Below are 17,169 nucleotides of genomic sequence, written 5' to 3'. Positions count from 1 at the left end.
CGTAATTCAGGCCGGGTAGCGCGTGAGCATTACCCGACCTGAAAGCTGATTAGCCTTTGGCTTTCGCCACAGAGACCATCGCGGCGCGAATGGTACGTCCGTTCAGGGTATAACCTTTCTGCATAACCATCAGCACATTACCGGCGGCAACGTCGTCAGACTCTACCATTGCAATGGCCTGGTGCACGTTCGGGTCCATCGGCACATCAATATCCGCCACCACCTGTACGCCAAACTTCGCCACAACATCCAGCATTGACTTACGGGTCAGCTCAATACCTTCAACCATCGCCGCCATCGCGTCATTATCTTTGTCCGCCACTTCCAGCGCGCGGTCCAGGCTATCCAGCACCGGCAGCAGTTCGTTGACGAATTTTTCCAGCGCAAATTTATGCGCTTTTTCTACGTCCAGTTCGGTACGACGACGCAGGTTTTCCATTTCCGCTTTGATACGCAACACGCTGTCGCGCTCGCGAGTTTCGGCTTCAGCAAGCTGAGCTTCCAGATTCGCAATTTTTTCATCGCGCGGATCCACCTGCTCAGCAGAAGCGTTTGATTCAACCGCCTCAACTTCTTCGTGCTGATCCATGATAATTTCTTCCGGGGCTTGCCCCTCAGGCGTTTTCTGTTCTTTACTACTCATGAATTTCTCCGCGTTTTTTCGCATTCATCTCGCTAACCTGGATTATTATGGGGATAAGATTCAGGGTTTCAAGGGAAGTACTCACATTGTCACTAATCTTCGTTACAAGGACCTCGAGAAAATGAACAAACATTTCAAGTGTATTGGCATTGTGGGGCATCCACGTCACCCCACTGCACTGACCACACATGAAATGCTCTACCGCTGGCTTTGCGCCAAAGGTTATGAGGTTATCGTCGAGCAACAAATCGCCCACGAGCTGCAGTTGAAAAATGTGAAAACCGGTACGCTCGCTGAGATTGGCCATCAGGCAGACCTCGCCGTGGTCGTTGGCGGTGATGGCAATATGTTGGGTGCGGCACGCACTCTGGCACGTTATGACATCAAGGTTATCGGGATTAACCGCGGCAACCTCGGTTTCCTGACCGATCTAGACCCTGACAATGCCCAGCAGCAGTTAGCTGACGTGCTGGAAGGCCACTACATCAGCGAAAAGCGCTTTCTACTCGAAGCCCAGGTGTGCCAGCAAGATTGCCAAAAGCGCATTAGCACGGCCATCAATGAAGTTGTGCTGCACCCCGGAAAAGTGGCGCACATGATTGAATTTGAAGTCTACATTGATGAAATCTTTGCCTTCTCTCAGCGTTCTGACGGGCTAATTATCTCCACCCCTACCGGCTCTACCGCCTATTCGCTCTCTGCCGGAGGCCCAATTCTGACGCCTTCTTTAGATGCTATTACGCTGGTACCGATGTTCCCGCATACGCTTTCTGCGCGACCGCTGGTGATCAACAGTAGCAGCACGATTCGCCTGCGCTTTTCACATCGCCGGAACGATTTGGAGATCAGCTGTGACAGCCAGATCGCCCTGCCTATCCAGGAAGGTGAAGACGTATTGATTCGCCGCTGTGATTATCATCTGAACCTGATACACCCCAAAGATTACAGCTATTTCAATACATTAAGCACTAAGTTAGGCTGGTCAAAAAAATTATTCTAATTTAACGCCAACCTCTTTACTGTATAAAAAACCAGTTTATACTGTATGTAATTACAGTAATGGTTTTTCATACAGGAAAACAGCTATGTTGGCACAACTGACCATCAGCAATTTTGCTATCGTTCGTGAACTTGAGATCGATTTTCAGAGCGGAATGACCGTCATTACCGGCGAGACTGGTGCGGGTAAGTCCATTGCCATCGATGCCCTCGGTTTGTGCCTGGGCGGCAGGGCCGATGCCGACATGGTGCGTACAGGCGCCACCCGAGCCGACCTGTGCGCCCGTTTTGCCTTAAAAGACACCCCCGCGGCCCTGCGCTGGCTGGAAGAAAACCAGCTTGAGGAGGGTCGTGAGTGTTTGCTGCGTCGCGTAATCAGCAACGATGGCCGCTCCCGAGGCTTTATCAACGGCACCGCCGTTCCCCTGTCGCAACTGCGCGAGCTGGGACAACTGCTTATTCAAATCCACGGCCAGCACGCGCACCAACTCCTGACGAAATCTGAACACCAAAAAGCCCTGCTTGATGGTTATGCCAATGAAGTGTCCCTGACTCAGGAAATGGCCGCGCGCTACCAGCTGTGGCACCAGAGCTGTCGCGACCTCGCCCATCATCAACAACAAAGCCAGGAACGCGCGGCCCGGGCGGAGCTGTTACAGTATCAGTTAAAGGAACTGAACGAATTTAGCCCGCAGCCGGGCGAATTTGAGCAAATTGATGAAGAGTACAAACGTCTGGCTAACAGTGGGCAATTGCTCACGTCCAGCCAACAGGCACTGGCTATCATGGCAGACGGCGAAGACGTTAATCTGCAAAGTCAGCTGTATACGGTAAAACAGCTGGTTAGTGAACTGGCAGGAATGGACGGTAAGCTCTCCGGTATTCTGGACATGCTGGAAGAGGCGACCATCCAGCTCAGTGAAGCCAGCGACGAGCTTCGCCACTATTGCGATCGTCTGGATTTAGACCCTAACCGCTTATTTGAACTGGAGCAACGTCTTTCCAGACAAATCTCGTTGGCGCGTAAGCATCATGTTGCCCCTGAAGCACTGCCACTGTTCTACCAGTCATTGCTGGATGAGCAACAACAACTGGACGATCAGGCAGACTCACTCGAAACATTAACCCTGGCGGTGAACAATCATCACCAGCAGGCGCTGGAAACGGCAAAAATGCTGCATCAGCAGCGTCAACATTATGCTCAGGAACTGGGACAACTTATTACAGAGAGCATGCATGCTCTCTCGATGCCGCACGGTGTCTTTTGTATTGATGTGAAATTTGAGGAACACCATCTGAGCGCAGACGGTGCCGATCGCGTGGAATTTAAAGTTACCACTAACCCCGGTCAGCCGTTACAGCCCATTGCGAAAGTCGCTTCTGGCGGCGAGCTGTCTCGCATTGCGCTGGCTATTCAGGTCATCACCGCACGTAAAATGGAAACCCCTGCCCTGATTTTCGATGAGGTGGATGTCGGTATTAGCGGCCCGACTGCTGCTGTGGTGGGTAAAATGCTGCGTCAGCTAGGTGAGTCAACCCAGGTTATGTGTGTGACTCACCTGCCGCAGGTTGCTGGCTGCGGTCATCAACATTTCTATGTCAGCAAAGAAACTGACGGCGCAATGACCGAAACACACATGCAGCCGCTTGATAAACGCGCTCGTCTGCAGGAATTAGCCCGCCTGCTTGGCGGGAGCGAAGTGACGCGCAATACCCTCGCAAATGCAAAAGAACTGCTGGCGGCATAAACTTTTTTACCTTGTGAAGGTCTGAGTTCAACATAAAATCGCCGACCGACCCGACAGCAAAAGGTTTTAAAGTGGTGAAAGGTCTATTATCATCGGCATATTACATATGAGCCGCGTACTGCTCGGGCCCGAAAAGGAATCAAATCACTATGCGCTGTAAAACGCTGACTGCTGCTGCAGCAGTACTACTGATGTTGACTGCAGGCTGTTCCACTCTGGAGCGAGTGGTTTACCGCCCTGACATCAACCAGGGAAATTATCTGACACCTACCGATGTCGCCAAAGTGCGTACAGGTATGACGCAACAGCAAGTTGCTTATGCTCTGGGTACACCAATGATGTCCGATCCTTTTGGTACTAACACCTGGTTTTATGTGTTCCGTCAGCAGCCTGGGCATGAAGGTGTAACACAGCAAACGCTGACGCTGACCTTTAACAGCAGCGGCGTATTGACCAACATTGATAACAAACCCGCTCTGACCGACAACAAGTAGGTTTGAGAGATCAAAAAAGGTGCTCAATGAGCACCTTTTTTATTGTCTGTTATTTTTTAGCGGATTTTTCTGCTCGCTGCCTGCGCAGTTCTTTTGGATCAGCAATCAATGGCCGATAAATTTCCACCCGATCGCCGTCATGCAGAACATCAGCTAGCTTAACCGGACGGCTGTAGACGCCCACTTTATTTTTACTGAGATCGATATCGGTACGTAATTCCAGCAGCCCGGAAGCACGAATAGCCTCTTCCACCGTTGCACCCTGCTGCAGCGTGACGCGCTGTAAATACTGTTTCTCGGGCAGCGCGTACGCTACTTCAACAACAATTTTAGCCGACGCTGACACTGTAAACCTCTTTCGCGCGAAGCGTGAAGGCCTGCACCATGTTAGAAGCCAGCTCTTTAAAGATGCGGCCAAACGCCAGCTCGATTAACTTATTGGTGAACTCAAAATCGAGATGAAACTCGATACGACACGCTTCATGGCTTAGTGGCGTAAACTTCCAGCCGCCAATCAGTTTCTTGAACGGTCCATCGACCAGATGCATCAGGATGCTCTGATTACTGGTCAGTTGATTGCGCGTGGTGAACGTTTTGCTGATCCCTGCTTTCGAGACATCCACAGCGGCCGTCATTTGTCCTGGAGTCGACTCCAGCACGCGGCTACCGGTGCAACCCGGTAAAAACTGGGGATAGGATTTAACATCATTCACTAGCTGATACATCTGTTCCGCACTGTAAGGTACTAAAGCGGTCCGGCTAATCTGAGGCATAACAATTTCCATCAATATCAATCACGCAAATAATACCATTTATCCCCTGCTAAAAAAAACGCTATAGCCTAACTCGTGCTAAGATAGCGCCTTGCGCCCCGCTGGATGAAATGGGGTGTTTTTCGATTCCAGATTACCTATACTGAGCGGCATTATGACGAAGAAAAAATCACACAAACCTGGCTCAGCCACAATCGCGCTTAACAAGCGCGCACGACACGAATACTTTATTGAAGAAGAGTTCGAAGCAGGCCTCGCCTTGCAGGGTTGGGAAGTCAAATCCCTGCGCGCGGGTAAAGCTAACATCGGCGACAGCTATGTCATTCTTAAAGACGGCGAAGCGTTCCTGTTTGGCGCCAACTTCACGCCGATGGCGGTGGCCTCAACGCACGTAGTATGCGATCCCACTCGCACCCGTAAGTTGTTGTTAAACCAGCGCGAGCTCGACTCCTTGTATGGTCGAATGAATCGTGATGGTTATACCGTTGTTGCGCTTTCGCTGTACTGGAAAAATGCCTGGTGCAAAGTGAAAATTGGCGTTGCAAAAGGTAAGAAACAGCACGACAAACGCTCTGATGTCAAAGAACGCGAATGGCAGTTAGATAAAGCGCGTATTATGAAAAATGCTGGCCGCTAAACGCCACTCCACTGCAACCAGTCTCTCATCTTGAGGCTGGTTCTTATTTTTTAGTTATTGAACCCGCCCAATACATTCACTCAACTTATAGTATATTTATGCTGAATCGTCCAAAGATGAAATAACCCCTCTATCATTATGGTAGCTGTCTATAGTCTAATAATATAAAAGTTCAAGATCATAAATTCGTATTTTATTTTATTGAATAACACTATTATTACTGGCGTTTATTATATTATATAAAATCCAAATAAAGACAATTAATACAAGAGGTTAACAAGTAAACCTCCGTTAAAATCATACTGGAAAGAATCCTTTTCAAATGACTAAATATTTTTTTAAAATGGATAAGTTGCAGAATAGTTTCTTTCTGACTATATCATCTAATACGAAAGAACTATTCAGCCAAAAGGGCCCAAACGCAATACGTCAATAAAATAACATCTGCTTGACCTAATCAATGTAATTACATGTGTAAATTCATTTTTATGATGAACCGGGCCCCTGTCTGCTCATTTTCCCAGCGCTGTTGCGGATTAATACTCCCGGCATGCCATCAGGAGTGAACATATGCGTCTACTCGCCGTTGTATCAAAATTAACTGGCGTTTCCACAAATGTTGAAACCTCTGAAGTTACGCTCAGTTCACCTTCTATAGTGAAACTGTCGGTGTCGCGTGAGGAAGTAAGCCAACTGACACGCGTTAATCAGGATCTGGTTGTCACACTCCGTTCAGGTGAAACCATCACCATTAAAAACTTCTACGTCGGAAAAGGTGATGCGCAAAACCAGCTTGTTCTGGAAGACAGCAATGGCGCGCTGTGGTGGGTCCAGGATACCGATGGCGCTTTCCACTTCCAGCATTTAGACGATCTCACTCCGCTGATGACAGCCGAAGGTGGTCATGAAGGTGGAGCTGTCTGGCCCTGGGTTCTTGGTGGGATCGCGGTTGCTGGTGGAATAGGCCTTGCTGCAGGAGGCGGTGGCGGTGGTGGCAGCGGTGGGAGTGATAACAATGCCGGAAACGGTAATAGTGGCAACGGCAACGGCAATGGCAATGGCAATGGTGATGGTGATGGTGATGGTGATGGTGATGGTAACGGCGATGGCGGCACTCCGCCAACGACAACACCTAACATACCAGGCGTGCCCGTTATTACCAGCGTAATCGATAATCAGGAGCTGATTACAGGTCCTGTCAATCAACAGGAATCTACCAACGATAATACGCCTACTCTCCAGGGCACCGGCCCCGCTAATGCCACCTTACATATTTTTGATAACGGTGTCGAAATAGGCCAGGTCACTATCGATGCCAACGGCAACTGGTCGTTTACGCCATCATCTCCGCTCGCGGACGGTACCCACCAGTTTACCGTCAGCGCCTCAGACAGTACGGGCAGCAGTGGAATGTCGGACAGTTGGGAAATTACTGTTGATACGCTTGCCCCCGACGCCCCTGTAGCGACAGAAGTCGCTGATGATTTTGGTTCAATCACCGGTCTTATCGCCAATAATGGCGTAACCGACGATGCCACACCGACGCTCACTGGCACTGGCGAAGCTGGTTCTTACATCAGTATTTCTGATAACGGCATTCTGATTGGCATGGTCCAGGTGGATGACAATGGTTTCTGGACGTTTACACCGGACACGCCGCTCAGCGACGGTGTTCACAACCTGACGCTGACGCAAACAGATGCCGCAGGTAACGTGAGCGCGCAAACAACCGTGCCAACATTTACCGTTGATACGACTCCGCCTGCAGCCGCGATCATTTCTTCCGTTAATCCGGAAGGTACAACGGTAACCGGTAGCGCGGAAGCTGGAAGCCTGGTCATTATCATCGGCAGTAATAATCAGGTTTTAGGTTCTACAACGGTCGACCAAACCGGCAATTTCTCCATCGCGATTTCACCGTCACAGACGCACGGAGAAGCGCTGATCGCGAAGATCCAGGATCAGGCAGGTAATATCGGGCCAAATACGTCCTTCAATGCCACCAATTCAGGCTACCCGGGCGTACCCATTATCGTCAGCGTTATGGATGATGTCGCCCCCTCAACCGGGCCATTGAGCAACAATCAGGCCACCAATGACCCGACGCCCACGCTCTCAGGTATCGCAGACGCCAACAGCACGGTAAACATTTATAACAATGGCAGCCTGCTGGCGAGCGTTACTGCTGATGCTAACGGAAACTGGAACTGGGCTTCGCCAACCAACCTGCCTGATGGTCCTCACGCCTTTACCGTCGATGCAACGAACGCATCAGGAACCGGAGGAATGTCGGCAGCATTCACTATCAACATTGACACACAACCACCGTTGCCACCGGATGATCTGAGTGTATCCGCTGATGGCACTGTCGTCACCGGAACCACCGAGCCCGGCAATACCGTGGTTATCACCGACGCTGGCAATAATCCTATCGGCAGCGGTGTCGCCGGACCCGATGGCTCATTTTCTATCACTATTAACCCGCCGCAGACCAATGGCGAAACCATTACCGCTGTCGCTACCGACCCGGCAGGAAACCTAAGCCCATCGGAAACGGCGCTCGCGCCAGACATCACGGCCCCGCAGCCGCCTGCTAATCTGGTGATTAATCCCACCGGCGATCAGGTGACCGGCACCGCAGAACCCAACAGTACGGTGCATATCCTGGCTCCCGGCGGCGCGATTATTGGAACAGCAACCGCAGGCTCAGGTGGGAGTTTCACCGCCACGCTGGTTCCACCACAGACCAATGGAGAACATCTCGTCGCCAACGCGACGGACGCGGCAGGTAATACCAGCGCCAACAGCCCAGTTACCGCACCGGATACCACAGCGCCTGATGCGCCAACTGGCGTCACCGTCTCAGGAGACGGCAGTTCTGTGAGTGGACATGCTGAAGCGGGGAGCACCGTCACCGTCAAAGACAGCAACGGTAACCAGATTGGCGTAGGCCAAGCTGACAGCGGCGGCAACTTCGCCGTGTCTATAACACCGTCGCAAAAGAACGGCGAAATGGTAAACGTCACCGCAACGGACAGCAGCAATAACGAGAGTCTGCCGACTTCCGCGTTGGCGCCGGATATCACCGCCCCCGACACCCCGATCATTACCGCCGTGACGGATGACCAGCCCATGTACCAGGGCCCTCTCAATAACGGCGACGTCACCAACGATAGCAAGCCTAAACTGGAAGGCACCGCCGAAGCGGGTTCTCAGGTCAAAATTTACGATAACGGCACCCTGCTAACAACCATTACCGCTGATATCAACGGTAACTGGAACTATACACCCACCTCTGCGTTGGGCCAGGGGGCGCACGTATTTACAGTGACGGCAACCGATGCCGCCAACAATACCAGCAGCGCGGCAAGCTGGAAAATCATTGTCGATAGCATCGCGCCGACAGCACCCGCCATTACATTGGTGAACGATGATGTCGGGACGATAACCGGCAATGTCGCCAACAATGGCGGCATCACCAATGACAACACGCCGACGATTTCAGGTACCGGTGAACCCGGTTCGTTGGTCAGTTTGTTTGATAATGGCGTTTTGCTAAATACTGTCCTGGTCACCAGTTCCGGCACATGGCGCTATACGGTGCCGGATAGCGCTCCACTCACTGATCGGGTGCATAATTTCACGGTATCGGCCACGGACATGGCAGGTAACGTCACCACCTCACCAATCGTGGTGTCTGTTACGGTGGATACGCAAGCGCCCGCCGCACCTGTCATTGTCAGTATGACGGATGATGTCGGTAGCATCCAAAGCGATCTGCCCACCAACAAGAGTACGGACGATACTCTGCCAAAACTGAACGGTACGGGGGTTGCAGGTTCAACCGTCACGCTCTATGACGGTACGACGCCTGTTGGCAGCGTGGTAGTGCCGCCTGGAGGTAACTGGAGCATCCAGTTGACTCAACCGCTAAGCGAAGGGCCACACACTCTGACAGCTGTGGCGACGGATGCCGCAGGTAATGCCAGCGCGCCGGGAAGCTTTACGTTAACCATTGATACCACCCCACCAGCGGCTCCGGTGATTACCGTCGGTGAAGGAATCGTGGGCAACACCACCGTTGCTCTGGCGAACGGAGGTAGTACGAAAAGTACCGCACCGGCCCTCTCCGGTACGGGTGAGCCGGGCGCAACCATTACTATTTTTGACAATAACGCCAGTATTGGTATCGCCACCGTTCAGCCAAATGGCACCTGGACATTTACCCCGGACCCCGTACTCATAGAGGGTCCACACAAATTTACCGCCACGGCAACTGACGCTGCAGGTAATACGGGGATCCCATCGGCTAGTTTCACTCTGACGGTAGACAACACGCCTCCCGCTCAGCCTGGTGCCCCCATAATTACTGACGATGCGGCTCCGATAACAGGCGTAGTCACGAATGGCAATACCAACGACACCACGCCTACCTTTAGCGGCACCGGCACGGCTGGTGATGTGATCTCGGTGTATCTCGACGGTAGTGCCACGCCGCTGGGCACCACAAAAGTTGGCGCAGATGGCACCTGGAGCTTTACACCAACCACACCTATTAATCCGGACACTTATCAGGTTACCGTTACCGCAACCGATCCAGCGGGCAACGTCAGCCAGGCTTCGACTCCTGTTACCTTGAACATTGATATTACCCCTCCCGCAACGCCCACAATCCTTGCCGCAAATGACGACGTAGGCGCTGTTCAGGGAGACATCGCAGCAAACGGCACTACCGATGACAGCACACCAACTGTGCGCGGAACCGGCGAAAGCGGCTCGATCATTACGCTGTATAACGGCACGACGGTTATCGGCACCACCACCGTCGTGAATGGTTTGTGGAGCATCACGCCGACGACGGCGCTGCCCAATGGCACCTACACGCTGACGGCGGTCGCCACCGATGCCGCTGGCAACCCCAGCAACGCATCAAATAGCATCTCGTTTACGGTGAATTCGACGCCGCTTACCGCCCCGCTGGTGACAGATATCGAGGATAACGTCGGCGTGATTACCGGTACACTCGGCAGTGGCAGCGTGACGGACGATCTCTCACCGACCGTCAGCGGTACCGGAACGCCGGGTAGTACGATCCTAATCTATGATAATGGCAATCCCATCCCGCTGATCATCACAATGGTGGGAGCCGATGGTAAGTGGAGCGTGGACGTCCCACTCTCGGCCAACGTGAAACACACGCTGACCTTTGGCGCGCAGGATGCAGCAGGTAATAGCCTCCCGGCGGTCAACCCGATCGTTATAACAACCGATACGCAAGCGCCGGGCGCCCCCGCTGTAGACACCATAGATAATAGCGGTACGCTGGTGAGCGGGACAGCCGAACCGGGCAGCACCGTCATCATCAGAAACGGTACAACGGTGCTGGGCCAGGCCGTCGCAGATAGCATTACCGGCGCTTACACCATCACAATTTCACCGGCACAGACGGCGGGTGAATCATTGAACGCAATTGCCCAGGATCCAGCGGGTAACCAAAGCGGAGAAACACCGTTTACCGCCTCAATCTCGGGCCTTCCGCATCCGCCAACTCTGCAAATTATCGACGATGTTGCCCCCGGAACAGGTGATATTGGCAACGGGAAAACCACCAATGACACGCAGCCAACCTTACAAGGCGTGGCAACCGCCGGAGCTGATGTAAATATCTACCAAAACGGGCTCCTGCTGACCACCGTCCCGGCTGACGCGAGTACCGGTGCCTGGAGCTACACCCTCCCCGCCGCGCTGGCAGACGGCACAACCTGGAGCTACGCTGTGTCGCAAACGGTGGGAAATGACACCAGCGGCAAGTCGCCAAACTATGTCATTACTATCGATACCACCGCGCCGCTTGCGCCGAGCATCACCGCCGTTACTGATGACGTCGCCCCAGTAACGGGCAACGTCGGCAGTGGACAAAGCACCAACGACGCGCGTCCAACACTAAGTGGTTCAGGCGAGATTGGCGCGACCATTACGGTTTATGACGGTGGCGTATCCATCGGCACCACTACCGTTAACAGCAGCGGAAACTGGAGCTTTACCCCGCAGAACGCCCTAAATGACGGCTCTCATACTTTCACCGTACGCGCCACCGACGCCGCCGGAAATCAGGGGCTCGCATCAGCCCCCTATCCGATAACGGTTGATACAGGCCTACCTTCAGCACCGGTCATTGTGTCGGTAACCGATGATGTAGGTGTAACATCCACGCTCATTTCCGGGCAGACAACCAACGATAATACGCCAACCCTGGCAGGTACCACCGAAGCCAATAGCCTGGTCACTCTTCGCGATAACGGCACGGTGATTGGCACCACCACCAGCGACGGAAGCGGCAACTGGAGCTTTACGCCTTCTCCGGCACTCGGCGAAGGCAATCACGCGTTGACCGCCACGGTCACGGACGCTGCTGGCAACGTTAGCCCGGCGACATCGCCGTTCTCGCTGTTGGTCGACACACTCCCGCCAGCAGTACCAACGATTGTGTCAGTCATCGACGATCAGCCGGGAAGCACGCTGTTGACCAACGGCCAACTGACTAATGATGCCCAACCCACTCTGAGTGGCACGACCGAAGCTAATGCTATTGTCACCATTCGTAGTAACGGAACGATCATTGGCACCGCAAATGCCGATGGCTCCGGTAGCTGGAGCTTGACCCCAACAAACGCGCTGGCGCAGGGGGAAAATATCTTTACGGTGACCGCGACGGATGCAGCGGGCAACACCAGCGGAGCTTCTGCCTCGTTCACCGTTTTAGTCGATTCGATTGCGCCGACAGCACCGATAATTCTGACCGTTCAGGACAACACAGCCCCGACAACCGGGCCTATCTCTAACGGGCAAATCAGTAACGAAAGTCGCCCGGCGCTCAGCGGTACGGGTGAAGTTGGCGCGACCATTACTGTCCTGAGCGATGGCCAACCCATTGGCACCACTATCGTCGGCGCGGGTGGAACCTGGAGCTTTACACCCTCAGCAGCGTTAGGTAACGGCCTGCATACGCTGACCGCCACGGCGACAGATAGCGCAGGCAATACCAGCCTTCCTTCAGGTGGCTTTACCTACACCGTCGACACGCTGGCACCGACAGCACCAGCTATTACTCAGGCCGCCGATGATTTCGGGTCGCAGCAAGGGAACTTAACCAACGGTCAGTCAACGGATGACGCACGCCCCGCCTTGAGCGGCACGGCCGAAGCCAATGCCACGGTGAGAATTTACGATAACGGAGCGTTTATCGGTTTAACCACAGCAGATGGCACGGGCGCCTGGAGCTTCACGCCGGGAACCGCGCTTGGCAACGGGAATCACACGCTGACAGCGACAGCAACCGACGCGGCTGGAAACGTAAGCCCAATGTCCGCTGGATTTAACATCGTTGTTGATACCGTGGCCCCGCTAGCGCCAACAATTATCCAGGCTTTTGATGACGTACTGCCAGGTACCGGAACGCTGTCGAACGGTGCTTACACCAATGATACCCGTCCCGTACTGAACGGTTCGGCGGAAGCCGGTGCCCGGATAACTATCTACGATAATGGCACGCTGCTGGCAACAGTAACTGCGGCGATAGACGGCAGCTGGGAATATCTGCCGGCTACGCTGAGCAACGGTCAGCACGTGTTTACCGCTATCGCCGCCGATGCCGCCGGGAATGAGAGCCCCATATCAGGCGGGTTTACTCTTAATGTCGACACCATTGCGCCTTCCGTCCCGCTGCTGGTCTCAGTGGTAGATGATGTCGCAGGCGGCGTGTTCAATGCGGCGCTCAGCAACGGACAACTGACCAATGATGCACGCCCGACTCTAAACGGTACCGCTGAGGCAGGCAGCACTGTCAGCATCTATGACGGCAGCACCCTGCTGGGCACGGCGCTGGTGCAAAGCAATAACAGCTGGTCGTTCACCCCCACCACGCCACTGGCGAATGGATCGCATACGTTCACCGTCACCGCCACCGATGCGGCGGGCAACACCAGCGGTGCGACGGCAGGCTTTAACGTGGTGGTCGACACCACGGCACCGACGCAGCCTTCAATCAGCAATATTATTGACGATGTTGGACCAAACACGGGGGCGATTGGCAGTAATCAGCCAACCAACGACGCACGCCCAACGTTAAACGGCACCACCGAGGCCAACGCGCGGGTCGATATTTATGATAATGGCACCTTTGTCACCAGCGTGACGGCGGACGGCAGCGGCAACTGGAGCTACACCCCGGCAACCGCGCTGGCACAAGGTACCCACTCGTTTACCATCACCGCAACGGACAGTGCGGGGAATACCAGTGGTACATCGTCTGCGGCAGCGATTGTGGTCGATACCGTCGCCCCGGGCATCCCTACGGGGCTGGCGGTCAACGCCAACGGCACCACGCTTACTGGCATTGCCGAACCAAACAGCACGGTCATTATTACCTCCAGCGGCGGAACGGTGATCGGTACGGCAACCGCCAACGGCTCCGGTAATTTCACTTTCACGCTGAATCCACCCCAAATCAGTGGGCAAACGCTGCTGGTTAGCGCACAGGACGCCGCAGGCAACATCGGCACGGCGGGTAACGTGCTCGCACCGTTTACCGGCGTACCGCCTGCGCCGGTTATTGCCAGCGTGTTCGATGACGTCGGCACGATCACGGGGCTGGTCGCGGCCGGAAAAACCACCAATGATACCCTGCCTACGCTCAGCGGAACGGCACAGGCTAACGCCATCATCAATCTGTACAACAATGGCGCGCTCATGGGCACCACGACCGCAGACGGTAACGGGCTCTGGAGCTTTACGCCATCCGGCGCACTCAGCGAAGGTAGCCACACGTTTACCGCCACGGCAACAAACGTCAACGGCGCAAGCGGGTTGTCCAGTTCGTTCAGCGTGATTGTGGATACCACGCCACCGACCGCGCCAACGATACTGATCAGCGCCGATGGCGGTACCGTCAGCGGCGTCGCCGAAGCGGGAAGCACGGTCACCATCTCTCTACCCGGCGGCACCAGCGTGACAGCAATCGCCAACGGCAGCGGTGTTTACAGCGTCAACCTGCCGGTTCGCCAGATTGAAGGGCAGTCGCTGTCCGCCACGGCAACCGATGCAGCGGGAAATACCTCATCACCAACAAGCGCTATCGCGCCGGTATTGCCGCTGCTGGCTGAAGACAATGTCACCAGTCTGCCACTACAAACCGATGTGATCGTCAGCACCGAGCATCAAAGCGATTATGGCTTCCTGTTGGTTAATGCGCTGGGAAATGTCGCCAACGTGCTGGGGAACGATACAGCAGCCGTCAATTTCAGCATCGCCCCTGGCGGCAGCGGATCCATTACGATCAATGCCGCCGCCACCGGCGTGGTCCTGTCGCTGCTGAGCACCATGGAAATTGTCATCCAGCGCTTTGACACCGCGCTGAATGCCTGGGTAACGGTGGTGGATACCGGTAAACCAGACTTTGCCAGCCTACTCACCCTGGGCGCCTCAGGGGTTACGCTCAATTACGGTGGACTGACTGGTGGTGATTACCGTGTGGTCAGCTACAACACCAACCTGCTGGCTACCGGGGCATACACCAGCCTTGATGTCTCGGTGGTGAAAGCCAGCGCAGGGACCATCATTGGCGGTACCACAGAATCCGGCAACATCATCACGGATACCGATCCCGCTAACGGGCAAGATAATGCACCTTCCGGCACGCTGGTCACCGCCGTTACTGACGGTAACGGCAACGTCGTGAACGTCCCGGCGGGCGGCATTGATGTGCAGGGGAAATACGGCATTCTGCATATCAACCAGAATGGTAGCTACACCTATACCCTGACCAATACGTCAATCTCAGTGTATGGACGTTCCGAAAGCTTCACCTACACGCTAACGCATGGCAGCGATCACTCCTCGGCAAAACTGGTGGTCACGCTGGGTCAGGCCCCAACCACCAGTACGGTAACGGCGGCAGACGATGTGGCTGCGCTGACTTACGGGACGCAGGTTATCGCAGTTGATCATGGCTCATCCCAACAAACCGGCTTCACCCTCGCCAGCGTTGGGCTCGGCAATGTGCTGGACGTGAGTCTGGTCAACGGTCTGACTAACCCGATTAAGTTCAACGTTGACGATGGCGCAACCCGCACGTTAACCGTCAAGGCCAGCGTTCTTGGCGTAACGGTGGGCGGTTTTGATCTCTATGTTTATCGTTTCAACGAATCTATTCAGCAGTATGAACAGTTCCGCGTGAAGCCCAATTGGGTCACGGCGCTGCTGGGTGGCAACTCAACGGACTACACCATCACCCTGCCGGGCGGTGACTATCTGTTCCTGCTTAACGCTTCCGGCGGCCTGACGCTGCTGACCGGCTATACCCTGAATATTCTGGCCGATCATACCTACGCCGTTGACAGCCTGAGTGCGGCAACCAATGGAAATCTGCTGGCCAACGACTCGGCTCCGGCTAATAGCGTTATCACCGAAGTGAACGGTGTCACCGTGAATGGGACGGGTACGACCACGATTAATGGGCAGTACGGCACGCTGACTATTGATGCAAAAGGGAACTATACCTACACGCTGAAAAGCGGACTGGGCGCAGACGGTATCAACACACCGGACAGCTTCGTGTATAAGGTCAGGGCACCAAATGGCGATACCGGCAGCGCGTCACTGAACATTACAGCAACCCCGCAGGCGCTGGATGCCGTAAACGACATCAGCAGTCAAATGGCAGTCACCACGCAGGCGGATACTTCCCGGTCGTTCACCGATAGCAGCGTTGGGAGTGCCAGCTGGAACGCCCAACTCCTTTCACCTACCTCACAAAATGGTACCGGCGTCATTGAGGTCGGGACGGGAACGGCGGTGCAAAACGCCATACTGCATTTTAACGTTGCTTCAGGTCTGACGCTGGGCGGGCTAACCGTCACCTGGGCGCTGTATGACAGCAACAACGTCAAGGTTGCCGGCAGCTCATTCAATGGTGGATTACTGGTTGGCGGCAATATCGATATTGCCCTGAGCGGGGTAGTGCTGCACCCCGGCAACTATCGCCTCGACTACACCGGCAGCGTCGGGGCTCTGGGGGTGGGGAATATCACCATCACCCCCAGCGTAAAAGGCACGATAATCGACCTGCAGAACTTCGAGACTTCCGCAGCAAACAGCGTCACTGGCAATATTTATGACGGAGACCATATTGCCAGCGTACATACTCTGCTGACGGTGAACGGCGCGGGCGGTAGCACCGCCACGCTGGATCCGCTGAGCAGCACGACCAGCGCCATCATTAACGGGCTATACGGCAAACTGACCATTGGAATTGATGGTCATTACACCTACGCCCTCAACAGCGATGTCTCACTCTCCACCATCATCACCAAAGAGACATTTACCTACACCCTTAACGACCAGAATGGTCATACCGATACCGCAACGCTAACTATCAACATGAATCCGCAGGTGGTGAGCACCGTCGATGCAGATCGTTTTACCGGCAGTGTCTACGGCGATACGCTGATTTATCACCTGCTTAATGCCAACGACGCTACCGGTGGTAACGTTGGCAATGTTGGCATTGGACCTACCGACACCTGGACCAACTTCTCGCTGGCCCAGGGCGACAAAATCGATATCGGCGACCTGCTGGTGGGCTGGAACGGACAGAACGCGACGCTCGGTAACTACCTCACCGTGACCACTAACGGTAACAACACGGTAATTGCCATCGACCGCGACGGTACGGGCAACACTTATCACTCAACCAATCTCATAACGCTGGAGAACGTACACACCACGCTCGATGAGCTGGTGCAACAAAATCACATTGTGCCCTGACGTTAACGTATAGCGTTAAAGCGCCATAACTACAGCCCCGGATGCCATGACG

General features: G+C 54.3%; 8 protein-coding genes. 5 read left to right on the top strand and 3 right to left on the bottom strand.

The window, feature by feature from the left end; translation table 11 throughout:
* Positions 1 to 49 precede the first annotated feature (49 nt).
* On the bottom strand, positions 50 to 643 hold the full coding sequence (gene grpE / locus ACU8YC_RS19745) for a nucleotide exchange factor GrpE (RefSeq protein WP_210905270.1): 594 nt from the start codon (positions 641 to 643) through the stop codon (positions 50 to 52).
* 121 nt (positions 644 to 764) lie between these two features.
* Here grpE and nadK point away from each other — a divergent pair, with 121 nt between their 5' ends.
* The 3 genes from nadK to bamE all read left to right on the top strand — a co-directional run bounded on the left by nadK (position 765) and on the right by bamE (position 3,884).
* Complete coding sequence (gene nadK / locus ACU8YC_RS19740; protein ID WP_151218116.1) at positions 765 to 1,643, top strand: NAD(+) kinase; 879 nt, start codon at positions 765 to 767, stop codon at positions 1,641 to 1,643.
* A gap of 85 nt (positions 1,644 to 1,728) precedes the next feature.
* Positions 1,729 to 3,390: a DNA repair protein RecN gene (recN, locus tag ACU8YC_RS19735; protein ID WP_446895670.1), complete on the top strand. Its 1,662-nt coding sequence runs from the start codon at positions 1,729 to 1,731 to the stop codon at positions 3,388 to 3,390.
* A gap of 149 nt (positions 3,391 to 3,539) precedes the next feature.
* Positions 3,540 to 3,884 (top strand): outer membrane protein assembly factor BamE, encoded by a 345-nt coding sequence (bamE, locus tag ACU8YC_RS19730; RefSeq protein ID WP_003826401.1) that lies wholly within the window; start codon positions 3,540 to 3,542, stop codon positions 3,882 to 3,884.
* A gap of 49 nt (positions 3,885 to 3,933) precedes the next feature.
* Here bamE and ACU8YC_RS19725 read toward each other — a convergent pair whose 3' ends face one another.
* Together ACU8YC_RS19725 and ratA are read right to left on the bottom strand one after the other, a co-directional pair.
* Positions 3,934 to 4,230, bottom strand: a complete 297-nt coding sequence (locus tag ACU8YC_RS19725; RefSeq protein ID WP_151218118.1) for an RnfH family protein — start codon at positions 4,228 to 4,230, stop codon at positions 3,934 to 3,936.
* Positions 4,214 to 4,657: a type II toxin-antitoxin system RatA family toxin gene (ratA, locus tag ACU8YC_RS19720; RefSeq protein ID WP_210905271.1), complete on the bottom strand. Its 444-nt coding sequence runs from the start codon at positions 4,655 to 4,657 to the stop codon at positions 4,214 to 4,216. Before ratA ends, ACU8YC_RS19725 begins: the two co-directional genes overlap by 17 nt.
* Before the next feature lie 154 nt (positions 4,658 to 4,811).
* Here ratA and smpB point away from each other — a divergent pair, with 154 nt between their 5' ends.
* Both smpB and ACU8YC_RS19710 read left to right on the top strand, forming a co-directional pair.
* On the top strand, positions 4,812 to 5,294 hold the full coding sequence (gene smpB, locus ACU8YC_RS19715; protein ID WP_446895669.1) for an SsrA-binding protein SmpB: 483 nt from the start codon (positions 4,812 to 4,814) through the stop codon (positions 5,292 to 5,294).
* A gap of 570 nt (positions 5,295 to 5,864) precedes the next feature.
* On the top strand, positions 5,865 to 17,117 hold the full coding sequence (locus ACU8YC_RS19710; protein ID WP_446895668.1) for a BapA/Bap/LapF family large adhesin: 11,253 nt from the start codon (positions 5,865 to 5,867) through the stop codon (positions 17,115 to 17,117).
* Positions 17,118 to 17,169: the final 52 nt, after the last annotated feature.

The organism is Citrobacter sp. VF227, from assembly GCF_052950715.1.
This window is presented reverse-complemented; position numbering and strand designations above follow the sequence as displayed.

Coding starts and splice junctions, on each gene's coding strand:
- grpE (WP_210905270.1), bottom strand. CDS start 643: ATGAGTAGTAAAGAACAGAAAACGCCTGAGGGGCAAGCCCCGGAAGAA.
- nadK (WP_151218116.1), top strand. CDS start 765: ATGAACAAACATTTCAAGTGTATTGGCATTGTGGGGCATCCACGTCAC.
- recN (WP_446895670.1), top strand. CDS start 1,729: ATGTTGGCACAACTGACCATCAGCAATTTTGCTATCGTTCGTGAACTT.
- bamE (WP_003826401.1), top strand. CDS start 3,540: ATGCGCTGTAAAACGCTGACTGCTGCTGCAGCAGTACTACTGATGTTG.
- ratA (WP_210905271.1), bottom strand. CDS start 4,657: ATGCCTCAGATTAGCCGGACCGCTTTAGTACCTTACAGTGCGGAACAG.
- smpB (WP_446895669.1), top strand. CDS start 4,812: ATGACGAAGAAAAAATCACACAAACCTGGCTCAGCCACAATCGCGCTT.
- ACU8YC_RS19710 (WP_446895668.1), top strand. CDS start 5,865: ATGCGTCTACTCGCCGTTGTATCAAAATTAACTGGCGTTTCCACAAAT.